Raw genomic sequence first — 20,179 nt, forward strand, 5'->3', positions numbered from 1 at the left:
AAGCATGAGAGAGAAGGATAATTTTGAAATGGTAATTAACTTAAGAAAGATAGCTACCGGTAAGAGGACTAACAGGCTAGGAAGAGCATTAAAGGAAATTAGAAGTAAAATAATCAGACATTTTGGGGCAGATAGAGTAGTGATAGACCCATTAGTAGTAAAGTCGTTATCTACTAACGGATATGATAAGATAAAAAGCAGAATAAGAGTAGTAGTAAGCAAATTAGATGAAAAAACATATTTAGTAAAGCTTGCAATTAAGAGTGAATGAATATACAGAGATTAAGTATATTTGGAACCGATAATATAGGAGTATACATATTTTCTAACGATAAATATACTTTTGTTCCAAAAAATCTAGATAATGAAACTAAAAAGCTTATCCAAGAAAATTTAGGTACAGAAATTATAGAAACTACAATAGCAGATAGTTTCTTAATAGGAATTTTTATGACAGGTAATAATAAAGCACTTCTTCTTCCTAAAAATATTAGAGACGACGAATTAAAAATTGTAAAAGAACTGGCTAAGGACATAAGAGTAGAAGTATTAAACTTGAAGACCACTGCACTTGGAAATGTAATATTGACAAACGATAACGCTGCATTAGTTTATCCGGAATTTTCAGACGCAGAAGTCAAGCAAATTAAAGAAGCATTACAAGTTGACGAAATTAAAAAAGGTAGAATTGCGCATGTATCTGTTGTAGGGTCAGTAGGAGTTGTTACAGATAAAGGTGGAATTGTACACATAGATGCCAGCGACGATGAAATAAAGGAACTATCTAAACTATTCAAAATTAACATAGATATAGGCACGGTAAATTTCGGTAGCGCATTTGTTAGAAGCGGCCTAGTGGCAAATGATAAAGGAATATTAGTTGGTTCATCTACTACTGGACCAGAGATTTTAAGAATTCAGAAAGCTTTAGGTGAATGAGATGGAGGAGATTAAAGTTTACATGGTAAAAGGCACTGCACTATTTAATGAAAGTAGATTCCCAACAAGACAAAAATTTATAAAATTTGTTAGAGCATTAAATGAAAAACAAGCTACAGAGTATATTTATGCATACTTTGGCAGTAAAAATAAAATAAAGAGACATAACATCAAAATTGAAGAAATTAAGGAAATTCCGTTGGACGAAGTTCCAGATAGGAGAATAAAAGATATTGCTAAGCTAGACAAGATTATTTTAATGTGATAAATCATGTCCGATCAGCAAGAGAATAAAGTAGTAATATCTTTGGACGACTTATTAGCGCAAGCTCAACTCTTAAAGAAACAAATAGATGATCTCTCGGCAGCTAGAGCTGAACTATTAGACTCTGTAGCTTCAATTGAAGCCGCTAAAGCTTCTATACAAGAACTAAAAACTCAACAAGAGATGTTAGTATCTTCGGATAAGAAAGGATACCTCATGTTTAAGATTAATAATCAACCGCCTCAAAAAGTTCTAGTTTATTTAGGCTTATCATATTATGTAGAGGTTGATATGGACACAGCATTAAAAATTTTAGATGAGAGAGAAAACGAACTAAAAGAAGCATCAACAGGGCTAGATAAAAAGCTTGCAGAGAGTAAAGCGGCATATGATCAAATAGTAGATATATTAAATCAGATTCAAGCACAAGCCCAACAAAAAGGTGAATAATTTGTTTCGAAAAGTTAAAAAAGGCTTTTTCTTCCTTTACAGAAAAACTTAGACAAAAAGGAGAGGAAAAATCTGAAGAACCACAACAGACTTTATCGAATTCTACAACACAGCTTGTAACGCAAGAAGCCCAAAAACCTTCTTCGCAGATTGAACAAAATGAGCAAAATAGAGTAGAAGAAATAAAGAACGAAGTAGAAGAAAAAAAGGAAGAACCTACTAAGGAAAAAGGGAGCATAGGAAGTAAATTAAATATCTTCAATATCTTTAGATATAGGGAAATAAAGGAGGACGACATTGACGACATTATTGAAGAGCTTAGAACAGAATTATTAGAAAGTGATGTTAGTCTGGAGGTTACTGATAAAATCCTAGAGGACCTTAAATCATCGTTAATAGGTAAAAAAGTAAACAGAAGTGAAGATTTAGATGAATTAGTAAAAAAATCATTAAAAAATTCTATAATGGAAATTTTAGAGAAAAATAGATTTGAAAGAAATTTGATAGAGGAAATTAAAAGATCTCCAAAACCCTATGTTATAATGTTCTTCGGAGTTAACGGAGTAGGTAAAACTACAACTATTGCAAAAGTTGCATATATGTTAAAAAAAGCTGGACTTAAAGTAATAGTTTCCGCTTCCGATACTTTTAGAGCTGCAGCTCAAGAACAACTTGCAATACATTGTCAAAAATTGGAAATACCACTAGTTAAAGGCAAATATGGTGGAGATCCTGCATCTGTAGCCTTTGACGCAATTCAGGCAGCGAAAAGTAGAGGAATAGACGTAGTCCTTATTGACACTGCAGGTAGAATGCATGTTGATAAGGATTTAACAGAGGAATTGAAAAGAATAGTAAGAATCTCAAAACCTAACTTAAAGTTATTAGTAATAGACGCATTAGCAGGTAATGATGCATTAGAGCAAGCAAAGTATTTTGAGAACGTTGTAGATTATGATGGTGTGATATTAACGAAAGTTGATGCTGATGCAAAAGGTGGGGTTGTTTTATCTTTAGCATATGAATTGAAAAAACCAGTAATCTTCTTAGGAACTGGACAGAATTATGACGATTTAATTCCTTTTAGTGTAGATTGGTTTATCGAGAGAATTTTTAGTTAAAGTTAATTTACTCAGTCCTAAAATATGAGTGTATGAATCTACTAGAAAGAATAAAGAAATTGCCAGAGGATTGGAAAAGAATAATAACTGTTGCTAAAAAGCCAGATAAAGATACTTTCAGCATGTACTTAAAGGTAACACTTATAGTAATGGCTTTCGTAGGACTTTTAGCTTACTTGATACAATTAGTCTTGGCGTTTATAATCTGAGGTGAGTTAATGGAATCAAAGATCAGAAACTATTATGCAGTTAAAGTTACTGGAGGACAAGAAGTTAGCGTAGGGCTTATGCTTGAGGAGAGAGCTAAAACTAATAATATCCCAGAAATATATTCAATAATTGTACCTCCTGGTCTTAAGGGATACGTAATAGTTGAAGCTTCTGGACCTCATGTAGTCAAATTACTAATTGCTGGCATAAGGCATGTTAGAGGAATAGCTCAAGGACTGGTACCTAAAGACGATATAGTAAAGATGGTGTCTAAGAAAGTTACTGGCCCAACAATAAAGGAAGGAGACCTAGTAGAAGTAGTTTCTGGACCATTTAGAGGAATGCAAGCTCAGGTTGTAAAAGTTACTGAAGGAAAGGGAGAGGTAGTGTTAAATATTTTAGAATCCGCTTTCCCATTACAAGTAACTATACCCGTAGATCAAGTTAAACCCGTGAAAAAAACTTAAGGTGATGGATTCATGCCTAAGAAAACCATAAAAATAGTAGTAGAAGGTGGTAATGTAAAACCTGGACCACCTTTAGGACCAACGTTATCTCAATTAAAATTAAACGTAGGTGAGGTAGTTAAAAAGATAAACGAAGCTACTGCTCAATTTAAGGGAATGACAGTACCGGTAACAATAGATGTTGATCTGGATACAAAGGAATTTGAAATATCGGTAGGTATACCCACAACTTCTTCTCTACTGCTTAAAAAAGCAGGCGCTGAAGCACCTTCTGGAGATCCCGCGCATAAAAAAATTGGAAACGTTAGCTTAGAGGATATTATAGACGTCGCAATAACAAAGAAACCATCCCTTACTGCAAAAACTCTTAAGGCTGCAGTAAAGTCAATACTAGGAACTGCTAGGCAGATTGGCTTAACAGTAGATAAAAAGGATCCAAAAGAGCTTATAAATGAGATAGACGAAGGAAAATATGACGAACTTTTTTCAAAATATGAGGAAAAGTGGAGTAAGGCGTAACAGTCATGATAGTTCCAAAAGATAATCTAATAGAAGGATTAAAAGAGGCATTATCAGAGAAGAATAATCCTAAAAGAAAATTCACTCAAAGCGTAGACTTAATAGTAACTTTCAAAGATGTTGACATGAAAAAAGGAGACGTAAAACTTAGAGAAATGGTAGTTTTGCCTAAAATACCATCTAAAGTTAAGAAAGTTCTAGTTGTTCCATCTTTTGAACAATTAGAATCCGCAAAGAAAGCGGAACCAAATGTAATATTAACTAAGGAAGAATTACAAAAACTTATGGGCCAAAAAAGAATAATTAAGAAGTATGCAAGGCAAAATGACTGGTTCTTAATCTCTTCTGAATCAATGGCCTTAGCTGGAAGGATATTAGGTCCGGCTTTAGGACCAAGAGGTAAGTTCCCCACTCCTTTACCTTCTACATCAGATGTCACAGAATATATTATAAGATTTAAACACACTACAATAGTTAAGACAAAAGATCAGCCTCATACACAAGTATTTATAGGCACAGAAGATCAAAAACCAGAAGATTTAGCTGAAAACGCTAACGCAGTATTAACAGCAATAGAGGGCAAAATAAGGTCACCTTCAATAATAAGAGCTATATATGTGAAAACCACAATGGGTAAACCAGTAGAAATTAAACTTAAGTGATAAAAATGAGCTTAACCGTTCAACAACATAAAATTCCCCAATGGAAAATCGAAGAAGTAAAAGAACTCAAGGAGAAAATAAAACAGCACAAGACAGTTATAATAGCTAGCCTAGACGGATTTCCGACAGATAAACTTCATGAAATAAGGAAGAAATTTAGAAATGTAATGGAGATAAAAGTATCTAAAAATAAGCTATTTGAGAGAGCCGCTAAGGAAAGCGGAATAGATGTAAGTAAAATTGAACAATATTTAACTGGCACTAATGCATTTATTTTCAGCAATAAGAATCCATTTGAGATATCTTTAATGTTATCGAAATTCAAATTAAAGAGGTATGCCTTACCAGGGGATAAGGCAGACGAGGAAGTGGTAATACCTGCAGGGGATACTGGAATACCTGCAGGACCCATGATAAGCGTATTTGGTAAATTAAAGATTCCAACCAGAGTTCAAGATGGAAAAATTGCGATAACAAAGGATACAGTAGTAGCAGAGCCCGGGCAACCAATTCCACCAGAAATTGTTCCAGTTTTACAAAAGCTAGGAATAATGCCAGTATATGTGAAATTAAGGCTAAAAGTCGCATATCATGACAATTTAATTATTCCAGGGGAACAACTAGAATTAAAATTAGATGAATACAAATCACAAATCCTAGAATCTTATAAGAACGCGTTGGCATTAGGAGTAGAAATAGCGTACCCAGAACCAGAGATACTCAAGATAACCTTAGGAAAAGCTTACAGAAATGCTATGGCTTTAGCTGGAGAGTCTGGCTATATAACACCAGAATCTGCTCAAGCAGTCTTCTCGTTAGCATTAGCTAAAGCATATGCTTTAGCTGGAGCGATAAGTGGAAAAGTTGATCTAGGAATACAGGTACCAACTGCACAGCAAGCTCCTGCACCAGCAAAGGAGGAGAAGAAAGAAGAAAAGAAGGAAGAAGAAAAGAAAGGACCAAGCGAAGAAGAAATAGCAGGAGGACTATCATCCCTATTCGGTTAACAAAGCTTTTAAATTCCTCTTAACAAGATGAAGATGATTAAAAATGGAATACATATACGCAAGTTTGTTACTACACTCAGCTAAAAAAGATATAACAGAGGATAATCTAAAGAACGTATTAACAGCTGCAGGAGTAAATGTAGATGAAGTAAGAGTAAAAGCAGTAGTTGCAGCATTAAAAGAAGTAAATATTGATGAAGTATTAAAGAATGCAGTAGCAATGCCAGTAGCTGCAGCGGCACCAGCTCAAGCACAAGCTGCACCAGCAAAGGAGGAGAAGAAAGAAGAAAAGAAGGAAGAAGAAAAGAAAGGACCAAGCGAAGAAGAAATAGCAGGAGGACTATCATCCCTATTCGGATAAAAACTTTTTTTGATTATTCTACATTAGTCTTTAATTCTTGTTTTCTTGTTTTGTTATAGGATGAAAGTAGACGAGAACGAATATAGGTTAAAATTCTTCCTAGAGAATCATTATGTAAGAAAACAGTGTATATCATGTAAAACCCCATTCTGGACTACCGACGAAAATAGAGATAATTGTGCAGATATACCGTGTACTGATTACACTTTTCTCGATTCAAATATAGGAAAACTAAACCTTAGCGTTAGTGAAGCTAGGAAAAAATTCTTAGAATTCTTTCACAAACATGGACATACTATTATACCACCAAAGCCAGTTTTAGCTAGATGGAGAGATGATTTATACCTAACAATAGCAAGTATTGTTGATTTTCAGCCTCATGTAACTAGCGGAATGGTTCAACCTCCTGCAAACCCATTAGTAGTATCTCAACCTTGTATAAGATTAGAAGACGTTGATAACGTCGGAATAACATTCGGAAGACATTTGACAACGTTTGAGATGGGAGGGCATCACGCCTTTAACTATCCAGATAAGTTCGTATATTGGAAAGATGAGACTGTTAGATTAGCAAAGGAATTCTTTACTGAAGAATTGAAAATTCCAGAAGAACTTCTAACTTTTAAAGAATCATGGTGGGAAGGAGGAGGAAATGCCGGACCGTCGTTTGAGGTTACTGTCGGCGGATTAGAATTGGCTACCTTAGTATTTATGCAGTATCAAGTAGTTAATGGAGAATATGTCCCATTAAAATTAAAAATAGTTGATACAGGATATGGAATAGAAAGAATAGCTTGGTTTACTCAAAAGACTCCTACAGCGTTTCACGCAATTTACGGAAATTTAGTTTATACATTCTTTAAAAAATTGGATCAACCTTACGTAGATGAGGAAATGCTAAAGACTGCAGCTAGATTTGCTGGCAGAATTGACCCAGACAATCCATTAACTATAACACATCATAGAGAGATGGTCGCTAAAGCGCTAGGATTGAGGAAAGAAGAAGTAGAAAAAGAACTTACAAGAGCAGCAAGAGTTTTTCAAGTTTTAGACCACACTAAAACTATTACACTAATGTTAGCTGATGGACTTGTACCTTCAAACTCTGGCGAAGGATATCTAGGAAGATTACTAATAAGGAGAGCTCTCCGCGTAATGAAAATCTTAGGCAGTGATATTAGATTAAAAGATTTAGTTCTTGAACAAATAGAGTTCTGGAAAGAAGATTTCCCACAATTTCTTAAGAATAAAGATTACATTCTAGACGTTGTAGAATATGAGCAAGAAAAGTATGAAGAGACTTTACAAAAAGTTCCTTCAGTAGCCTCAGCTTTAGCTAAAAAAGGCAACATTACCATTGAAGATTTAATAAAAACTTACGACACTAATGGAATTCCTCCAGATTTAATTGCAGAAGAACTGAAGAAGAAAGGAATAGAGATTTCTGTTCCATTTAACTTTTATGCTTTAGTTGCGAAGAGACACCAATCCGCACCAATTAAGGGAGAAAAAGAGAAGGCTAAACTTACGCCAGACGTAGTAGAATTTGCTAAAAAGTTTGAACCAACGGACAAGCTTTACTATAAAGACCAGTATATGAGAAGCTTTAATGGAAAAGTCCTTGGAGTATATAAGAACTTCTTAATTTTAGATAAGACTACGTTTTACCCAGAGGGAGGAGGACAATTAGGAGATTCTGGAATAATAAAGACAAAGAGTGGAGAAGAATACCACGTGATAGATACTCAAAAAGTAAGTGATGTTGTAGTTCATGTTTTAGATAAGGAAGCAAAGCTTAATGTTGGAGAAGAAGTTTATGGCGAAATAGACTGGCAAAGAAGATATAGGTTAATGAGACATCATACTGCAACTCACGTTATATTGGCTGCAGCTAAGAAATTACTTGGAGAACACGTTTGGCAAGCTGGAGCAGAGAAAACTCCAGAAAAGGCCAGGCTTGATATTACTCATTATAAGATGCTAACTCCTGAAGAGATAAAGAAACTTGAAGATATGGCTAATTATGTGATAAATGATAGAAGACCGGTGACAGCTATAGAAATGGATAGAATGAAAGCTGAAATGACTTTTGGAGTTTCCATATATGAAGGTGGAGTTGTAAATAAACCTACTATTAGACTATTAGAAATTAAGGATTGGGACGTAGAAAGTTGTGGCGGAACTCACGTAAGCAATACAAGTGAAATAGGTGCAATAAAGATTATTAATGTAGAGAAAATACAAGACGGAGTAATAAGATTAGAATACGTTGCAGGAGATATGGTTTCAAATTATGCCAGAAGTATTGAGGATAAAATAAACAAAATCTCAGAGGATTTAGAAACCTCACCTGAACAAGTTGAGATAAGATTAAAGAGAACATTAGAGGAAATGAAGGAAATTAAAGAAACTTTATCAATGTATAGGAACTGGTATTCAAGTTACGTAGAAAGTAAGGTAATTGAAGAGAAAGTTAATGGAATTAATTTGAAGATATTGCCAGAAATAATAGATAAAGACATAGTTAAAGACTTATTAAGAAAATTGACTTCTCAAGGTAGTAAAACTATAGCAGTATTTATAGGCAAGAAAACTGTAGACATTGCATCTAGCAAAGACTTAAAGTTAGACGAGCTAGCAAGCTTTCTGAGAAACAAGGGAGGAAAAGGGGGAGGAAAAGGAACTTATGTTAGCATGATGCTAGAAGGGAAATCAAGGGAAGAGATAATTAATGATATTAAGGAAGGAATTGAAAGAAGCATACATTGATTATAAATATTTGTTAAATAGAGGATATAATAGAAAGCCCGCATTAGACCTTGTGACTGGAAGATATTCTCTTTCTTTTAAGGAAAGACTACTTCTTTATAGATGCACACATTCCGACGAAGAAATTAAGGAAATAAAGGAAAAGACGATCCTAGAAAAGAATGTAGCAATTGACGGCTATAATGTTGCAATAACTATATTAAATGCCCTAGATAACGATGAGGCATTTATATGCGATGATGGCTTCGTAAGAGATCTAGGCTTAGGTTCAAAGAAAGGAGATGACAGAATAGAAGATATATTAATTTTATTCGCAGAATTTTGTTACTCTTTAGGTCTATCTTTTACAATAATTTTAGATTCGCAGATTAGTCATAGTGGTGAGTTAGCATCAAATCTCAGGAAAAGAGGCATAAACGCAAAAACTGTAAATAAAGCTGATAAGACTGTGATGTCTAGCGAATTAACAATAATAAGCAATGATTTCGTAATAATGAAAAATTCTGCCAAGCTATTTGATTTGGTTGGATTATTCTTAAAAGGTTATATAGATTTACCTAAAATTCCAGAAGATATATAAGGATAGCTAAATGGAGGTATATTGGGTAGATCTTTGCCCCTTAGCTTCAAATAATATCAAAATAGTGTGGCGGACCCGACGGGATTCGAACCCGTGACCACCGGCTTTCTTCAGCCATAGGAGGCCGGCGCTCTATCCTGGCTGAGCTACGGGTCCATTATTCTATAATATCTAAGCGATTAAAGAGTTTTCGGAAGATAAAATACCTAGATAAAATCATATAAAATAATCCAAATAGAATTGCTCAGTTACATTTATAAATGTAAATTATTCATGTAAACGTGGAGGGTAATAGAACAGGAAATGGAAGAGAGACTCGTTCTCAAATCTTCTGAAGATAAAATTGTAGGAAAGCATGTATTCGGAAACCTATACGATATAGATCCTAAATTACTTACTGACAGAGAATATCTAGAAAAGTTAGTTCTAGAAGCAGTAAAGATAGCAAACATGAAATTAGTAGAAGCAAAGTCTTGGTCATTTGGAGGCAAAAAAGGTGGGGTTTCCGTACTAGCTTTAGTGGAAGAAAGTCATATAGCGCTTCACACATGGAATGAATATAATTACGCCACACTTGACGTTTATACTTGCGGAGAGCAAAGTGACCCGCAAGCTGCTTTTGATTATATTGTAAAGGCGTTAAAACCAAGAAGATACCAAGTATTTTACGCAGATAGAAGCTCCGATTAAACCCTCTCTTTCTTTTTTCTCTTTTAATTAATTCTTTCTTTTTTCTTGTCTTCATACTTTACTTTTTTATAGACAATAGTCTATTAGGTATATCGACAATAGAAAATCTTTAAAAAATACAAAGATGAATTATTAAGATGCGTTCAGGTATAGTTGGATGGGGATCTTACATACCTAAATATAGAATAAACGTCAATGACATAGCAAAGGTTTGGGGAAAAGAAGCCACTACTCCTAAAGTTTTAGGTTTAACAGAAAAATCTGTACCGGCACCAGATGAGGATTCAACAACTATGGCTATAGAAGCCTCAAGAAATGCGTTAAATAGAGCTAGAATAAACCCGGAAGAAATAGGCTTAGTATTATTTGGTTCAGAATCTAAAGTTTATGCAGTAAAACCTACTGCTGCAGTACTTATAGATGCCCTAGGTGTTTCACATTACTCATTAAGTGCAGATATGGAATTTGCTTGCAGAGCTGCATCTGTGGGGCTGGGTTTGGCTTTAAGTATGGTTGAGAGTGGAAAGATAAAATACGGTATGGTAGTTGGTTCAGATACCGCACAATCTAATCCGGGAGATATTCTTGAGTTAAGTTCAGCAGCTGCAGCAGTATCATTTATAGTAGGTAAATCTGACGAATCTGCAGCTGTATTAGAAGGATTTGCTTCTTTCAATACTGATACTCCAGATTTCTGGAGAAGGGACGGAATGCCTTATCCTTTACACGGAGAAGCTTTTACTGGAGAACCTGCATATTTCGCGCATATAATTTCTGCTGTTGAAAAATTATTCCAGGATTATGGTTATAAGGTTTCTGACTTCGATTACTTTGTTTTTCACCAACCTAATGGAAAATTCCCAATTCAAGTTGCTAAAAAACTTGGGGTACCATTAGAGAAAGTAAAGCCAGGCTTAGTATCTCCATACATAGGAAATCCGTATAACGCCTCAGCATTACTAGGATTTGCTAAAGTACTTGACATAGCAAGGCCAGGACAAAGAATTCTAGTTGCCCCATTTGGTAGCGGTGCCGGTGCAGATGCTTTTAGTTTTGTTACCACTGAGAATATCTTAGAGAAACAAAAGCTCGCTCATACGACGGATTATTATATTTCAAATAAGATCATTGTAAGTTATGCAGAATATGCGAAATTCACAAATAAATACAAGGTGTATGAATAATGACAGACGTCTTAGTTTATGATTCTTCAATGATAAAAATAGATAGATATTATGAGAAAAACTTAGTAGACTTAGTAGCAGAGGTAATGAGTAAGTTTAACTCTCAAATAAAGCCAGACGCGATAATTTTAGCAAATGCTTATTCTGAAACTACAGTTAATCAAGTTCTTTTAGCTAGTAAGATTTCCAGCATGTTAGGTTTTTCAGGATTCACAACCAGAATAGAAAATGGAGATGCCAGCGGAGGTGCTGCAATAGAGACAGCTTATTACATGATAAAATCTGGGTTAGTTAAGTCTGTATTATTAATAGGCGTAGAAAAAATGGGTGACTTTCCTACTAGCTATCTCAATGAAATAACTGCAGAAAATTTAGACGAAAAATTTGGATATAGAGAAGGACTAACTTTACAGCCATTTGCCGCATTACAAATGAAACAATACATGAAGAGCTACGGTGTAGATTACGATTATTTCACCCAATGGCCTTTAGCAATGCATAAATATGGTTCAGAAAATCCTTTCGCTTATTTAAAATTCCAAGTAGATAAGAAAACTATAGAAGAATCACAAATTATTTCTGAACCTCTTAGACTATTCGATACTTCACCAAGAGCAGACGGCGCAGCGGCAGTATTGCTTACTAATGAGGAGTTTAAACCAGAGATTAAAGTAAAAATAACTGGTGTTTCCTCAGCAGTTTCAGAATTTACAACACTGAGTATGCCTGCAGTAAGACAGGCCTATTCACAATTTAGAGAATACAAAGCAGATTTCATGGAAATTCACGATTCTTATAGCATTAATGCAGCACTAATCCTAGAAGAGATAGGCTTCGAAAAGGGCAAATCTTTGAATATGCTAGACTCAATTCAAGTGAATTATAGCGGTGGTTTAAAATCTAGAGGATACCCAGGTGGGGCTACCGGAATTTATCAACTTGCAGAATCTTTCATGCAATTAGCAGGTTCTTTCCCAGGCAAGAGGGCACAAGGCGAAAAAGGAGTGATAATATCAACGGACGATTTAGGTACTTCAGCTTATGTAATTGGATTAAAGAGGTGTTAAAAATGAAAGTCTTTCCTGCACAAGTTTGGAGAAATAAAGAGAGTCTATATTCATTAATCGCTGGCAAGTGCAATAAATGCGGTAATCTATTCTTCCCTTACAGAGAAATATGTAATAAATGCGGTTCTACAAGCGTCTCTAAAGTAAAATTAAGCGGACGTGGAACTCTAATTTCATATACTGTATCATATCAAACTAGACCGGGCTTTGAAAAAACAGCTCCAGAGTACGTAGGTTTGATAAGATTAGATGAAGGCATTGAAATTGTAGCCCCATTAACAGACATTACTGGTGAAATTAAAGATAATTCTAGAGTAGAAGCAGTCATAAGGAGGTTAAAGGCAGACTCGAGTAATGGCTTGATAGAATACGGTATAAAATTTAGGCTGGTAGAAGATGAACATAGATGAGGTAGTAGAAAAAGCTGTTAAAGGGGAAATAGAGCTTCATGAAATTGATAATTTTTTGGAAGCAAATGCTGCAATGGTTGCAAGAAGGCTTGCATTAGAAAAAATCCTTGGCATAAGTTTACCTTCTATAGGGTCAACAATTTTAGACTATTCTGAGATAAAAAATAGAAATGCAGAAAATGTAATAGGTGGAATACAAATACCAGTCGGCATAGTAGGCCCTTTAAAAGTTAATGGAGATTATGCTAAGGGTAATTTTTACGTTCCGCTCGCAACTACCGAAGGAGCGTTAATCGCTAGCGTAAATAGAGGTTGTAAGGCAATTACAAAGGCTGGAGGAGCTAAAGTTAAGATAATTTCTGACGGTATGGCTAGAGCACCAATATTTAAATTACCTAATATAGACAGCGTGGTAAATTTTTTGCAGTGGATAAATAAAAATTTAGATAAAATAAAGGAAGTAGCAGAATCAACTACTTCTCACGGAAAATTGAAAGAAATACAACCTTTTGTTTTAGGAAATAATGTATGGTTAAGATTCGTATTTGAGACAGGAGATGCTATGGGCATGAACATGGCTACTATAGCCTCTGAAGCAATTTGCAATTTTATAGAAAGCGAGTTTACCGAAGCAAAATGCATTGCAGTTAGCGGAAATATGTGTAGCGATAAAAAGCAATCAATGGTTAACTCAATTTTTGGTAGAGGCAAAACTGTTATTGCAGAAGCTTTAATACCTTCCACAATACTTAAGGAAGTTCTTCACACTACTGCTGAGGCAATACATGAAGTAAATTTAAGGAAAAACTTGTTAGGAAGCGCAAGAGCAGGAAATGTTTATCAATTTAATGCGCATTTTGCTAACATAATTGCAGCAATTTTTCTTGCTACAGGACAAGATATGGCGCAAGTAGTAGAAAGCAGTAGTGGATATACTTGGACTGAAGTTAGAGGAGAAGATCTTTATATAAGCGTGACTTTACCGTCACTTGAAGTGGGAACTGTCGGCGGAGGAACAAGACTACCTACTCAAAGAGAGGCATTATCCATCATGGGGGTTGCTGGTGGAGGAAATCCACCAGGGAGTAATGCCAAAAAATTTGCTGAAATAATTGCATCAACAGTATTAGCAGGAGAATTAAATCTGCTTTCAGCACTTAGCAATAAGGAGTTAGGCAGAGCTCACAAGATGTTAGGTAGGGGCATAAAAGCTTAATTTTCTCTTTTGTGAAACTATAAGCCATGGAATTGCCCGAAGAGTTAACGAAAGTTATTCAATTAACTAAAGAACAAAATACGTGGAGACGGACTGAAGCAATAAATCTGATAGCATCAGAGAACGTGATGAGTCCACTAGCAGAGGCAGTATATATGAGCGATTTCATGTCAAGATACGCTGAAGGTAAGCCTTATAAGAGGTTTTATCAAGGTACAAAATATGTTGACGAAATAGAGAGCCTAGCAATAGAATTAATGAACGAAGTAACTCCAGCTAAAAACTCCGACCTAAGGCCAATAAGTGGAACAATAGCTAACGCTGCAGTATTCAGAATTTTAGCAAACCCTGGGGATAAGGCATTAATAGCTCCAGTTCAGGCAGGCTCTCACGTAAGTCACACAAAGTTCGGAACTTTAGGAGCACTAGGAATACAACATATAGAAATGCCTTTTGATAAAGAAAACATAAACGTTGATGTAGATAAGGCTATTAAAATGATAGAAGAGGTTAAACCAAAATTCGTAGTTCTTGGAGGAAGCTTATATTTATTCCCTCATCCTACAAAAGAACTTGCTCCTCACGTTCATGCAGTCGGGGCAAAACTAGTTTACGATGCTGCTCACGTTTACGGATTAATAGTTGGTAAAGCTTGGAGTAATCCATTAGATGAAGGAGCAGATGTAATGACTACCTCCACTCATAAGACTTTTCCTGGGCCTCAAGGAGGTTCTATACTATCAAATGATGATGATCTGTTCAAAGAAATATCGAGGACAATATTTCCATGGTTTGTAAGCAATCATCATTTACACAGACTGCCAGCAACTGCAGTTACTTTAATAGAAATGAAATACTTCGGTAAAGATTATGCTTCACAAATAACTAAAAATGCAAAAAAACTTGCAGAGGCCTTAGCAGAGAGAGGATTTAAGGTAGTAGGAGAGCATTTAGGATACACTAAAAGCCATCAAGTTGCAGTTAACGTTAGAGAACTAGGCGGAGGGGCTAAAATAGCCAAATTACTAGAGGAGGCCAATATAATAGTAAATAAAAACTTATTGCCTTGTGATACTCCAGAAACTGTCAGTAATCCTAGCGGATTAAGAATAGGAGTTCAAGAAATGACTAGATACGGAATGAAAGAAGACGAAATGGACGAAATTGCCGAATTAATGAAGAAAGTCGCAATAGATGGAAAAGATCCTAAAGAAGTCAGGAAAGAAGTAATAGAACTAAGAAAGAGATTCCTTGAAGTAAAATACACATTTAACGTTGACCTATCAAGTTACTCCAGTAAGAGTATTCCAATGATTATCTAACAATTATAACAGTTATTGAAGCATTTGCTGCAACAGATAACACTGTTGATCCTATATTTATATCACTGTTGACTGAAGTACCTCTAGAACCCATGATTACTGCATCAAAAGTGTCCTCATTTATCACTTTTAATATCTCATTAGGAACACTACTGTCATTAGACATTTTTATTATTTTAAAATCATAATCTATTTTATCCCCTATCCTTTCCTCAACTTTTTTCTTAATGTGCTCGGCTTCCTCACAAGTATTACATACGTGAATTACTGTAACTTTAGAACCGTATCTAAGGCTAAAATCTGTTGCCAATTCTAAAGCTCTCATGCTATTTTCTGACCCGTCCACAGGGACTAAGATTCTTCTAAACCATAAACTTACGGTATATGTTGGAGAGCTCATATAAGATACCCTTTACCTATATTTAGACTAGTATTTGTTATTTTTATCGAGTCTTCTGCACTGGCCAAATTTAACGAAGCTCTTATTGCATCGATGTTCTCAGGAACTACTATAGACTCCTGATGAACCGCATACATTAAAAATACTTCATTACCCTTAGTATAAATTGAATCTTCAAATATTACTACTTCAGGAATATCATTCCTTATTCTACCTAAATCTCTTGCAACCTCAATAATTTCCGCAGTAGAATTAACTTTTGATTTACCTCTTACAAGCAGAAACCTATTTGTATTCAAAAACTGATTTATGACGTCCTCTTTACTTACTTGAGACTTAAGAGTTACGTTAAGTAAATGCATGTGCATATATGTTGTTGGAGCAATAACTGCCATTGTGATTATATCTAGGTCTTTAAGCACAGTGTTGACATCCTTAGCGTGATGACTAGGAACTGAAGCAGGGTCTGGTACTAAAGCATTTATAGGGCCCTTTTTAACCTCTTTAGGGTCTGCGGCCCTTCTAACTATTGTAGCCCTAACTTTTTCGACTTTACTTAGTTTATTTAAAGTACATATAGTCCTAAGTAACGCAGTAGTATTGCAAGACACTACCCTTATGTATTTCTTTCCTATAGCGTCATTATAATTACAAAGAGAGGAGAAAGAAACATCTGCAACGTTAGCCTTTTCTCCTCCTTGAAATATCGCATTTTTACCAAATTTTTGATAAAGTTCCTTATATTGTGCTCCAACTCCATTAGGAGTAGCATCAACTACAATATCAGTCTCCCTTATCATATCCTCTATATTTCCCGCAACTTTTATCCCTGCCTCATCAAAGGATTTAATTGATTCCTGAGGAACGTAGATATTTATACCCATTTTTTGTGCTACAAATGCCTCATAATTAGGCGAAGTTTTTGCAATGCCTATTAACTTCATATCGGGTTGTAACATAATTGCGTTAGCTACTCTTTTCCCAATAGTTCCATAACCATTTAATGCTACTTTAATCATTTCTTCTTCACCACCTCTTTATAGGAAAGATCTAAAGCCTCGAGCGCAGGTAATCTTTCACCAGCTAAAAATAAAAGCAATGCACCGCCACCAGTTGAAACGTGAACTTTACTTGGATTTATTTCCGAACTACCGCCAAGCATGCTTATCATATGCCCTCCACCTATTATAAGATAACCTTGGCTTTCTAACGCACTATCAAGTAATTTCTTACTACCTTCCCTAAACCTTTCGTCTTCTATTACTCCCATTGGACCCCTCATCACTATTACCTTTGCATCCTTTATAAATGATGAATAAATACCCACAGTTGTGCTTCCTATATCTTTTATTACTCCAGTAACCTTATTACTGGGTTCCTCAGCGACTTTTCCTTCTTCTTTCTCTACCTTAAAGTCTACTGGAATTTCTATTGGGCCACCAGAGAGAAGGATTTTCCTAGCCCTAGGAATTAAGGATATAAGTCCCTTCTTTTCCAATATCTGCATATTTTCTTTACCTAAATCCAAACCTTTGGCAACCGCAAAAAGTTCCGCAATTAAACCACCGGTTAGAATTCTGTCGGCTAACCTCCTTTTTACTAGATTCTCTATTATTCTTATACTGTCTAGGACCTTACCTCCACCTAAGACAAAAACTTTAGGAAATTCGTCAGCGTTAAAAATCTTTGCCAAGGCCGAGACTTCTTTTTCCATTACCCTGCCGGCTGTGGATTTTAAAACCATTGGAAAGCCTACTATACTAGCCTGACTTCTGTGAGCTGTTGCAAAAGCGTCATTAACATAACCGTCAAAAAGAGGAGATAGCCTTTTAACTAAATAGCTTTTAGCATGTTGAGTAGGCGGAGCTTCTATAAGCTCTTCAGAAACGAATCTCACGTTATCTAAAAGAATTACTTCACCGCTCTTCATGTTTTTTATTCTCTCTCTAGCGTAAGGTCCCATTACGTCTTCCACGAATTCTACGTTCATATCCAAGTATTTGCTCAAAAGCTCAGCGTGCTCTTCAAGTGAAATAAAATCACTATCTCCAGGTCTGCCTTGATGCGAAATTAAAACTAAGGAATTCCCTTTATTTACCAACTCTTTTATAGTTTCATTATAAGCTTTAATACGTGAATCATCAATTAACTTACCGGTCTTTGGGTCTACTGGGGAGTTAATATCAATTCTTACTAAAAGCTTATTACCAGAAAAGCTAATATCGTCAAGAGTAGGAATTTCGAGATCGTTTACCTTTATCAGAAGTATTCACCAAGAATAATTCGAAAGCTCAAAATTTATATTTAATTAGTAGCTGTTATAAGGAAGAGATAAGGGAAATGCTCTAGATCCTAATCTCACGATTTAACAAGATGATGATGAATATATATCAAGAAAATTGTTCCAAAGTAAAGGAATCAGTGCATGCTTATTAAAATCTTTAGCTTCAATCTCAACTTCTACAGACCTAATAGAGGATCTAACACTTGTCTTAAAATCTTTAGAAAAGTAAGATAATGAATACTTTATCCCCTCCAGATCTACATAATCACTACAATTAGCTAAAATCCTTGCAGTATTATCATCCTTAAACTCCAGAATAGATTGACAAACTGCATTAGAATTATACTCAAAAATCGACTTAAAAAGATCTTTAGTTGAATAAGGAATTCCCGATGCGCTAACTCCTAAAGGAGGTAAAAGCACCTTAACGTCTTCCTTGACATTCTTACTCTTCTTAAGAAGAATATTAAATTTGAAAAACAAGTAATTCATTCCGCAGTATCTTAATTTTACAACATCTATTTGACCTAATGTACCATGTTTTGAAAGAGATTGAGAAAGCTTAGAAGAAAGTAAAGAATCCTTTATAGGAGATCTAGTTGATACCATTGCTTTAATAGTGTAAAAATTCCTAATTTCTGAATCTTCAAGAAACTGTAAAATGTAAAGATCATAATATTTTGTCAATTTGGACACTGTTTTTGAAATTATTGAATATAAAAATCCTAGTTTCGAATTTCCAGAAATTATTACCCATTCTCCGAGTTCATCATAGGCGTAATGCTCCTTCTCTTTGTTTCGTTTAAAAATACCAAAGAATGGCAAAATCTTTAACCTCAATAAAATATTACCCATGCACTTTAAAATGTATAGCCGGGCTGGGATTCGAACCCAGGTCGACGGGGCCAAAGCCCGCCATCCTTGACCGCTAGACGACCCGGCTGAGTTATTATTTTTACATTCACCTAATAAGCCTTTCTCTACTAAAGCTGTTAACTACGCTGATAAACTTTTAAAGTTATTAACCAAAATTTAATATGCCGCCGTAGCTCAGCGGGTAGAGCGCCGGCCTTGTAAGGTCTACTAAGAAAGCCGGCGGTCGCGGGTTCAAATCCCGCCGGCGGCTCTAGTGAAAGTCATGAATCCCAAGATTGAGGAGAAAATTGCGCAAATGAGGTGCGAGAATAGACCAGTAAAGCAAATTGCTAAGAAGCTAGGAGTAAATAGAGACGACATAGAGGCTGTAATTAGAAAGTGGATTTCTTACACCGATGAATACCTTAAGGAACTAGTTAAAAACAGGAAAGTTAAGAACCCTAAAGCAGATCCAGGATTTATAGTAAATGCGACTACAAGTGTGGAAGAATTACTTAAAAATGATGACGTTCTAGATTATATTGCTCTACATATGTCGGACTATCACGATAGGCTAATGGATTGCATAAGATACAAGATTTACATTTACCTTAAGCAGAAGAGTAAATAGGCTATTCACTGTTTGCGTAAAGTTAGCTAAAGATTGCAGATAATAATATACGTTGACAATAACAAAAATATAATATTCTCATAAATTCGACATATTTTTACGATATTTCATGATTTTATCTTAAGTACAAATTAATCATTATGATATAATGTTGGCATGTAAATTCCAGCAAAAGCTGAAGTCCCTACAAGTTACAAACTGTATCTCCAGCATACTTTCTCATAATATTTGTCCATTTTCGATCGCCAAGTGTAATCTTTCACTTTAATTGCTTCTTTTCATAAGATAACGCTAAAAATAAACCAAAAAGTAATGCATAAGATAAGATATTAGGTAATAAGTCATATTTTTCATATTATATTAAAGTAATGAGATTAACAATTATATAACCCCCTAGAAATACTGATTGCAAAATCTCGTATTTATTTACAGTTAGTTCTACATTATATTTTTTAATCATATATAATGATATTGTAATATATGCGATTAACTGTTAATATAAAACTTGCTACATAAGGTGAAATTAAATATGCAGTAGAGTACATGAATACAAGAGATACTACTAACATCACTATTACAGAACTAACAATCATAAATAAGGTATAAATTTTATACCTGGATATAATCAAATATGGCAAAAATGTCATAAAAAGTAATAATATAGAATAGACCAAATATATAATATAGGTTAGAATTAATTGCTTGAAGATTGTCATAAAAATAGATATTATACCATATACTATAATAAGTGGGAGATGATAATGGTTACA

24 protein-coding genes and 3 tRNA genes are annotated in these 20,179 nt (G+C 34.9%); 21 read left to right on the top strand and 6 right to left on the bottom strand.

Annotated elements, in window-relative coordinates:
* The first annotated feature begins 4 nt into the window (after nt 1-4).
* From D1866_RS01365 to D1866_RS01425, 13 genes are read left to right on the top strand one after another with little or no spacing between them, the layout of a single operon-like run.
* Nucleotides 5-271 (top strand): 50S ribosomal protein L31e, encoded by a 267-nt coding sequence (locus D1866_RS01365; protein WP_152940898.1) that lies wholly within the window; start codon nt 5-7, stop codon nt 269-271.
* On the top strand, nt 268-939 hold the full coding sequence (locus D1866_RS01370) for a translation initiation factor IF-6 (RefSeq protein WP_152940900.1): 672 nt from the start codon (nt 268-270) through the stop codon (nt 937-939). The genes D1866_RS01365 and D1866_RS01370 overlap by 4 nt, the downstream gene beginning before the upstream one ends.
* Before the next feature lies 1 nt (nt 940).
* A complete protein-coding gene (rpl18a, locus tag D1866_RS01375; protein ID WP_013776089.1) occupies nt 941-1,204 on the top strand; it encodes a 50S ribosomal protein L18Ae in 264 nt (87 codons plus the stop codon).
* A 6-nt stretch (nt 1,205-1,210) separates the two neighbouring features.
* A complete protein-coding gene (gene pfdA, locus D1866_RS01380; protein WP_152940902.1) occupies nt 1,211-1,654 on the top strand; it encodes a prefoldin subunit alpha in 444 nt (147 codons plus the stop codon).
* Entirely contained in the window at nt 1,651-2,775 is a 1,125-nt protein-coding gene (ftsY, locus tag D1866_RS01385) for a signal recognition particle-docking protein FtsY (protein ID WP_155861001.1), read from the top strand. Before pfdA ends, ftsY begins: the two co-directional genes overlap by 4 nt.
* 32 nt (nt 2,776-2,807) lie before the next feature.
* Nucleotides 2,808-2,984 (top strand): protein translocase SEC61 complex subunit gamma, encoded by a 177-nt coding sequence (locus D1866_RS01390; protein ID WP_152940905.1) that lies wholly within the window; start codon nt 2,808-2,810, stop codon nt 2,982-2,984.
* 9 nt (nt 2,985-2,993) lie between these two features.
* Entirely contained in the window at nt 2,994-3,452 is a 459-nt protein-coding gene (locus D1866_RS01395) for a transcription elongation factor Spt5 (RefSeq protein WP_152940907.1), read from the top strand.
* Between the two features lie 12 nt (nt 3,453-3,464).
* Nucleotides 3,465-3,971 (top strand): 50S ribosomal protein L11, encoded by a 507-nt coding sequence (locus D1866_RS01400; RefSeq protein ID WP_152940909.1) that lies wholly within the window; start codon nt 3,465-3,467, stop codon nt 3,969-3,971.
* Nucleotides 3,972-3,976: 5 nt separating this feature from the next.
* Nucleotides 3,977-4,633 carry a 50S ribosomal protein L1 gene (locus tag D1866_RS01405; RefSeq protein WP_152940911.1) on the top strand — a complete coding sequence of 219 codons (657 nt, stop codon included), beginning with the start codon at nt 3,977-3,979 and terminating at the stop codon, nt 4,631-4,633.
* Nucleotides 4,630-5,640, top strand: coding sequence for a 50S ribosomal protein L10 (locus D1866_RS01410; RefSeq protein WP_155861003.1), 1,011 nt, complete (start codon nt 4,630-4,632; stop codon nt 5,638-5,640). The genes D1866_RS01405 and D1866_RS01410 overlap by 4 nt, the downstream gene beginning before the upstream one ends.
* A gap of 43 nt (nt 5,641-5,683) precedes the next feature.
* Nucleotides 5,684-6,001, top strand: a complete 318-nt coding sequence (gene rpl12p, locus D1866_RS01415) for a 50S ribosomal protein P1 (RefSeq protein ID WP_152940915.1) — start codon at nt 5,684-5,686, stop codon at nt 5,999-6,001.
* A gap of 60 nt (nt 6,002-6,061) precedes the next feature.
* Nucleotides 6,062-8,770 carry an alanine--tRNA ligase gene (gene alaS, locus D1866_RS01420; protein WP_152940917.1) on the top strand — a complete coding sequence of 903 codons (2,709 nt, stop codon included), beginning with the start codon at nt 6,062-6,064 and terminating at the stop codon, nt 8,768-8,770.
* Nucleotides 8,733-9,350 (top strand): DUF434 domain-containing protein, encoded by a 618-nt coding sequence (locus D1866_RS01425; protein WP_152940919.1) that lies wholly within the window; start codon nt 8,733-8,735, stop codon nt 9,348-9,350. Before alaS ends, D1866_RS01425 begins: the two co-directional genes overlap by 38 nt.
* A 67-nt stretch (nt 9,351-9,417) precedes the next feature.
* On the opposite strand, the gene D1866_RS01430 is transcribed toward D1866_RS01425, so the two are convergent.
* Nucleotides 9,418-9,506: transfer RNA gene (locus D1866_RS01430), tRNA-Arg, on the bottom strand.
* A gap of 147 nt (nt 9,507-9,653) precedes the next feature.
* On the opposite strand from D1866_RS01430, the gene speD reads away from it, so the two are divergent.
* The 6 genes from speD (at nt 9,654) to glyA (ending at nt 15,239) form a co-directional block, all read left to right on the top strand.
* A complete protein-coding gene (gene speD, locus D1866_RS01435) occupies nt 9,654-10,040 on the top strand; it encodes an adenosylmethionine decarboxylase (protein ID WP_013776100.1) in 387 nt (128 codons plus the stop codon).
* Nucleotides 10,041-10,177: 137 nt separating this feature from the next.
* Nucleotides 10,178-11,224, top strand: coding sequence for a hydroxymethylglutaryl-CoA synthase (locus D1866_RS01440; protein WP_152940921.1), 1,047 nt, complete (start codon nt 10,178-10,180; stop codon nt 11,222-11,224).
* A complete protein-coding gene (locus D1866_RS01445; RefSeq protein WP_152940923.1) occupies nt 11,224-12,291 on the top strand; it encodes a thiolase family protein in 1,068 nt (355 codons plus the stop codon). Before D1866_RS01440 ends, D1866_RS01445 begins: the two co-directional genes overlap by 1 nt.
* A gap of 2 nt (nt 12,292-12,293) precedes the next feature.
* Nucleotides 12,294-12,701, top strand: coding sequence for a Zn-ribbon domain-containing OB-fold protein (locus D1866_RS01450; RefSeq protein WP_152940925.1), 408 nt, complete (start codon nt 12,294-12,296; stop codon nt 12,699-12,701).
* Entirely contained in the window at nt 12,688-13,917 is a 1,230-nt protein-coding gene (gene hmgA / locus D1866_RS01455; protein ID WP_152940927.1) for a hydroxymethylglutaryl-CoA reductase (NADPH), read from the top strand. The genes D1866_RS01450 and hmgA overlap by 14 nt, the downstream gene beginning before the upstream one ends.
* A gap of 26 nt (nt 13,918-13,943) precedes the next feature.
* Nucleotides 13,944-15,239 carry a serine hydroxymethyltransferase gene (glyA, locus tag D1866_RS01460; RefSeq protein WP_152940929.1) on the top strand — a complete coding sequence of 432 codons (1,296 nt, stop codon included), beginning with the start codon at nt 13,944-13,946 and terminating at the stop codon, nt 15,237-15,239.
* Here the strand turns inward: glyA and D1866_RS01465 are convergent.
* The 5 genes from D1866_RS01465 to D1866_RS01485 all read right to left on the bottom strand — a co-directional run bounded on the left by D1866_RS01465 (nt 15,232) and on the right by D1866_RS01485 (nt 18,866).
* A complete protein-coding gene (locus D1866_RS01465) occupies nt 15,232-15,639 on the bottom strand; it encodes a universal stress protein (RefSeq protein ID WP_152940931.1) in 408 nt (135 codons plus the stop codon). The two genes, glyA and D1866_RS01465, sit on opposite strands and share 8 nt — an antisense overlap.
* Nucleotides 15,636-16,658: a phosphorylating glyceraldehyde-3-phosphate dehydrogenase gene (locus D1866_RS01470; protein ID WP_152940933.1), complete on the bottom strand. Its 1,023-nt coding sequence runs from the start codon at nt 16,656-16,658 to the stop codon at nt 15,636-15,638. Before D1866_RS01470 ends, D1866_RS01465 begins: the two co-directional genes overlap by 4 nt.
* A complete protein-coding gene (locus D1866_RS01475; protein WP_152940936.1) occupies nt 16,655-17,902 on the bottom strand; it encodes a phosphoglycerate kinase in 1,248 nt (415 codons plus the stop codon). The genes D1866_RS01470 and D1866_RS01475 overlap by 4 nt, the downstream gene beginning before the upstream one ends.
* A 102-nt stretch (nt 17,903-18,004) precedes the next feature.
* Nucleotides 18,005-18,763: a hypothetical protein gene (locus D1866_RS01480; protein ID WP_152940939.1), complete on the bottom strand. Its 759-nt coding sequence runs from the start codon at nt 18,761-18,763 to the stop codon at nt 18,005-18,007.
* Nucleotides 18,764-18,793: 30 nt separating this feature from the next.
* Nucleotides 18,794-18,866, bottom strand: a tRNA-Gln gene (locus D1866_RS01485).
* Between the two features lie 96 nt (nt 18,867-18,962).
* On the opposite strand from D1866_RS01485, the gene D1866_RS01490 reads away from it, so the two are divergent.
* Together D1866_RS01490 and D1866_RS01495 are read left to right on the top strand one after the other, a co-directional pair.
* Nucleotides 18,963-19,049 (top strand) — tRNA-Thr (locus tag D1866_RS01490).
* Nucleotides 19,050-19,061: 12 nt separating this feature from the next.
* A complete protein-coding gene (locus D1866_RS01495; RefSeq protein WP_152940941.1) occupies nt 19,062-19,409 on the top strand; it encodes a hypothetical protein in 348 nt (115 codons plus the stop codon).
* The last annotated feature ends 770 nt before the right edge of the window (nt 19,410-20,179 follow it).

It is taken from the genome of Acidianus ambivalens (assembly GCF_009729015.1).
Lineage (GTDB): Archaea > Thermoproteota > Thermoprotei_A > Sulfolobales > Sulfolobaceae > Acidianus > Acidianus ambivalens.

Excerpts from the sequence above, each read along its gene's own strand:
- hmgA (WP_152940927.1), top strand. The coding sequence starts at position 12,688 with ATGAACATAGATGAGGTAGTAGAAAAAGCTGTTAAAGGGGAAATAGAG.
- D1866_RS01450 (WP_152940925.1), top strand. The coding sequence starts at position 12,294 with ATGAAAGTCTTTCCTGCACAAGTTTGGAGAAATAAAGAGAGTCTATAT.
- D1866_RS01465 (WP_152940931.1), bottom strand. The coding sequence starts at position 15,639 with ATGAGCTCTCCAACATATACCGTAAGTTTATGGTTTAGAAGAATCTTA.
- D1866_RS01365 (WP_152940898.1), top strand. The coding sequence starts at position 5 with ATGAGAGAGAAGGATAATTTTGAAATGGTAATTAACTTAAGAAAGATA.
- alaS (WP_152940917.1), top strand. The coding sequence starts at position 6,062 with ATGAAAGTAGACGAGAACGAATATAGGTTAAAATTCTTCCTAGAGAAT.
- D1866_RS01445 (WP_152940923.1), top strand. The coding sequence starts at position 11,224 with ATGACAGACGTCTTAGTTTATGATTCTTCAATGATAAAAATAGATAGA.
- D1866_RS01400 (WP_152940909.1), top strand. The coding sequence starts at position 3,465 with ATGCCTAAGAAAACCATAAAAATAGTAGTAGAAGGTGGTAATGTAAAA.
- glyA (WP_152940929.1), top strand. The coding sequence starts at position 13,944 with ATGGAATTGCCCGAAGAGTTAACGAAAGTTATTCAATTAACTAAAGAA.
- D1866_RS01395 (WP_152940907.1), top strand. The coding sequence starts at position 2,994 with ATGGAATCAAAGATCAGAAACTATTATGCAGTTAAAGTTACTGGAGGA.
- D1866_RS01440 (WP_152940921.1), top strand. The coding sequence starts at position 10,178 with ATGCGTTCAGGTATAGTTGGATGGGGATCTTACATACCTAAATATAGA.
- rpl12p (WP_152940915.1), top strand. The coding sequence starts at position 5,684 with ATGGAATACATATACGCAAGTTTGTTACTACACTCAGCTAAAAAAGAT.
- D1866_RS01405 (WP_152940911.1), top strand. The coding sequence starts at position 3,977 with ATGATAGTTCCAAAAGATAATCTAATAGAAGGATTAAAAGAGGCATTA.
- pfdA (WP_152940902.1), top strand. The coding sequence starts at position 1,211 with ATGTCCGATCAGCAAGAGAATAAAGTAGTAATATCTTTGGACGACTTA.
- D1866_RS01390 (WP_152940905.1), top strand. The coding sequence starts at position 2,808 with ATGAATCTACTAGAAAGAATAAAGAAATTGCCAGAGGATTGGAAAAGA.
- D1866_RS01370 (WP_152940900.1), top strand. The coding sequence starts at position 268 with ATGAATATACAGAGATTAAGTATATTTGGAACCGATAATATAGGAGTA.
- D1866_RS01495 (WP_152940941.1), top strand. The coding sequence starts at position 19,062 with ATGAATCCCAAGATTGAGGAGAAAATTGCGCAAATGAGGTGCGAGAAT.
- D1866_RS01470 (WP_152940933.1), bottom strand. The coding sequence starts at position 16,658 with ATGATTAAAGTAGCATTAAATGGTTATGGAACTATTGGGAAAAGAGTA.
- D1866_RS01425 (WP_152940919.1), top strand. The coding sequence starts at position 8,733 with ATGATATTAAGGAAGGAATTGAAAGAAGCATACATTGATTATAAATAT.
- rpl18a (WP_013776089.1), top strand. The coding sequence starts at position 941 with ATGGAGGAGATTAAAGTTTACATGGTAAAAGGCACTGCACTATTTAAT.
- speD (WP_013776100.1), top strand. The coding sequence starts at position 9,654 with ATGGAAGAGAGACTCGTTCTCAAATCTTCTGAAGATAAAATTGTAGGA.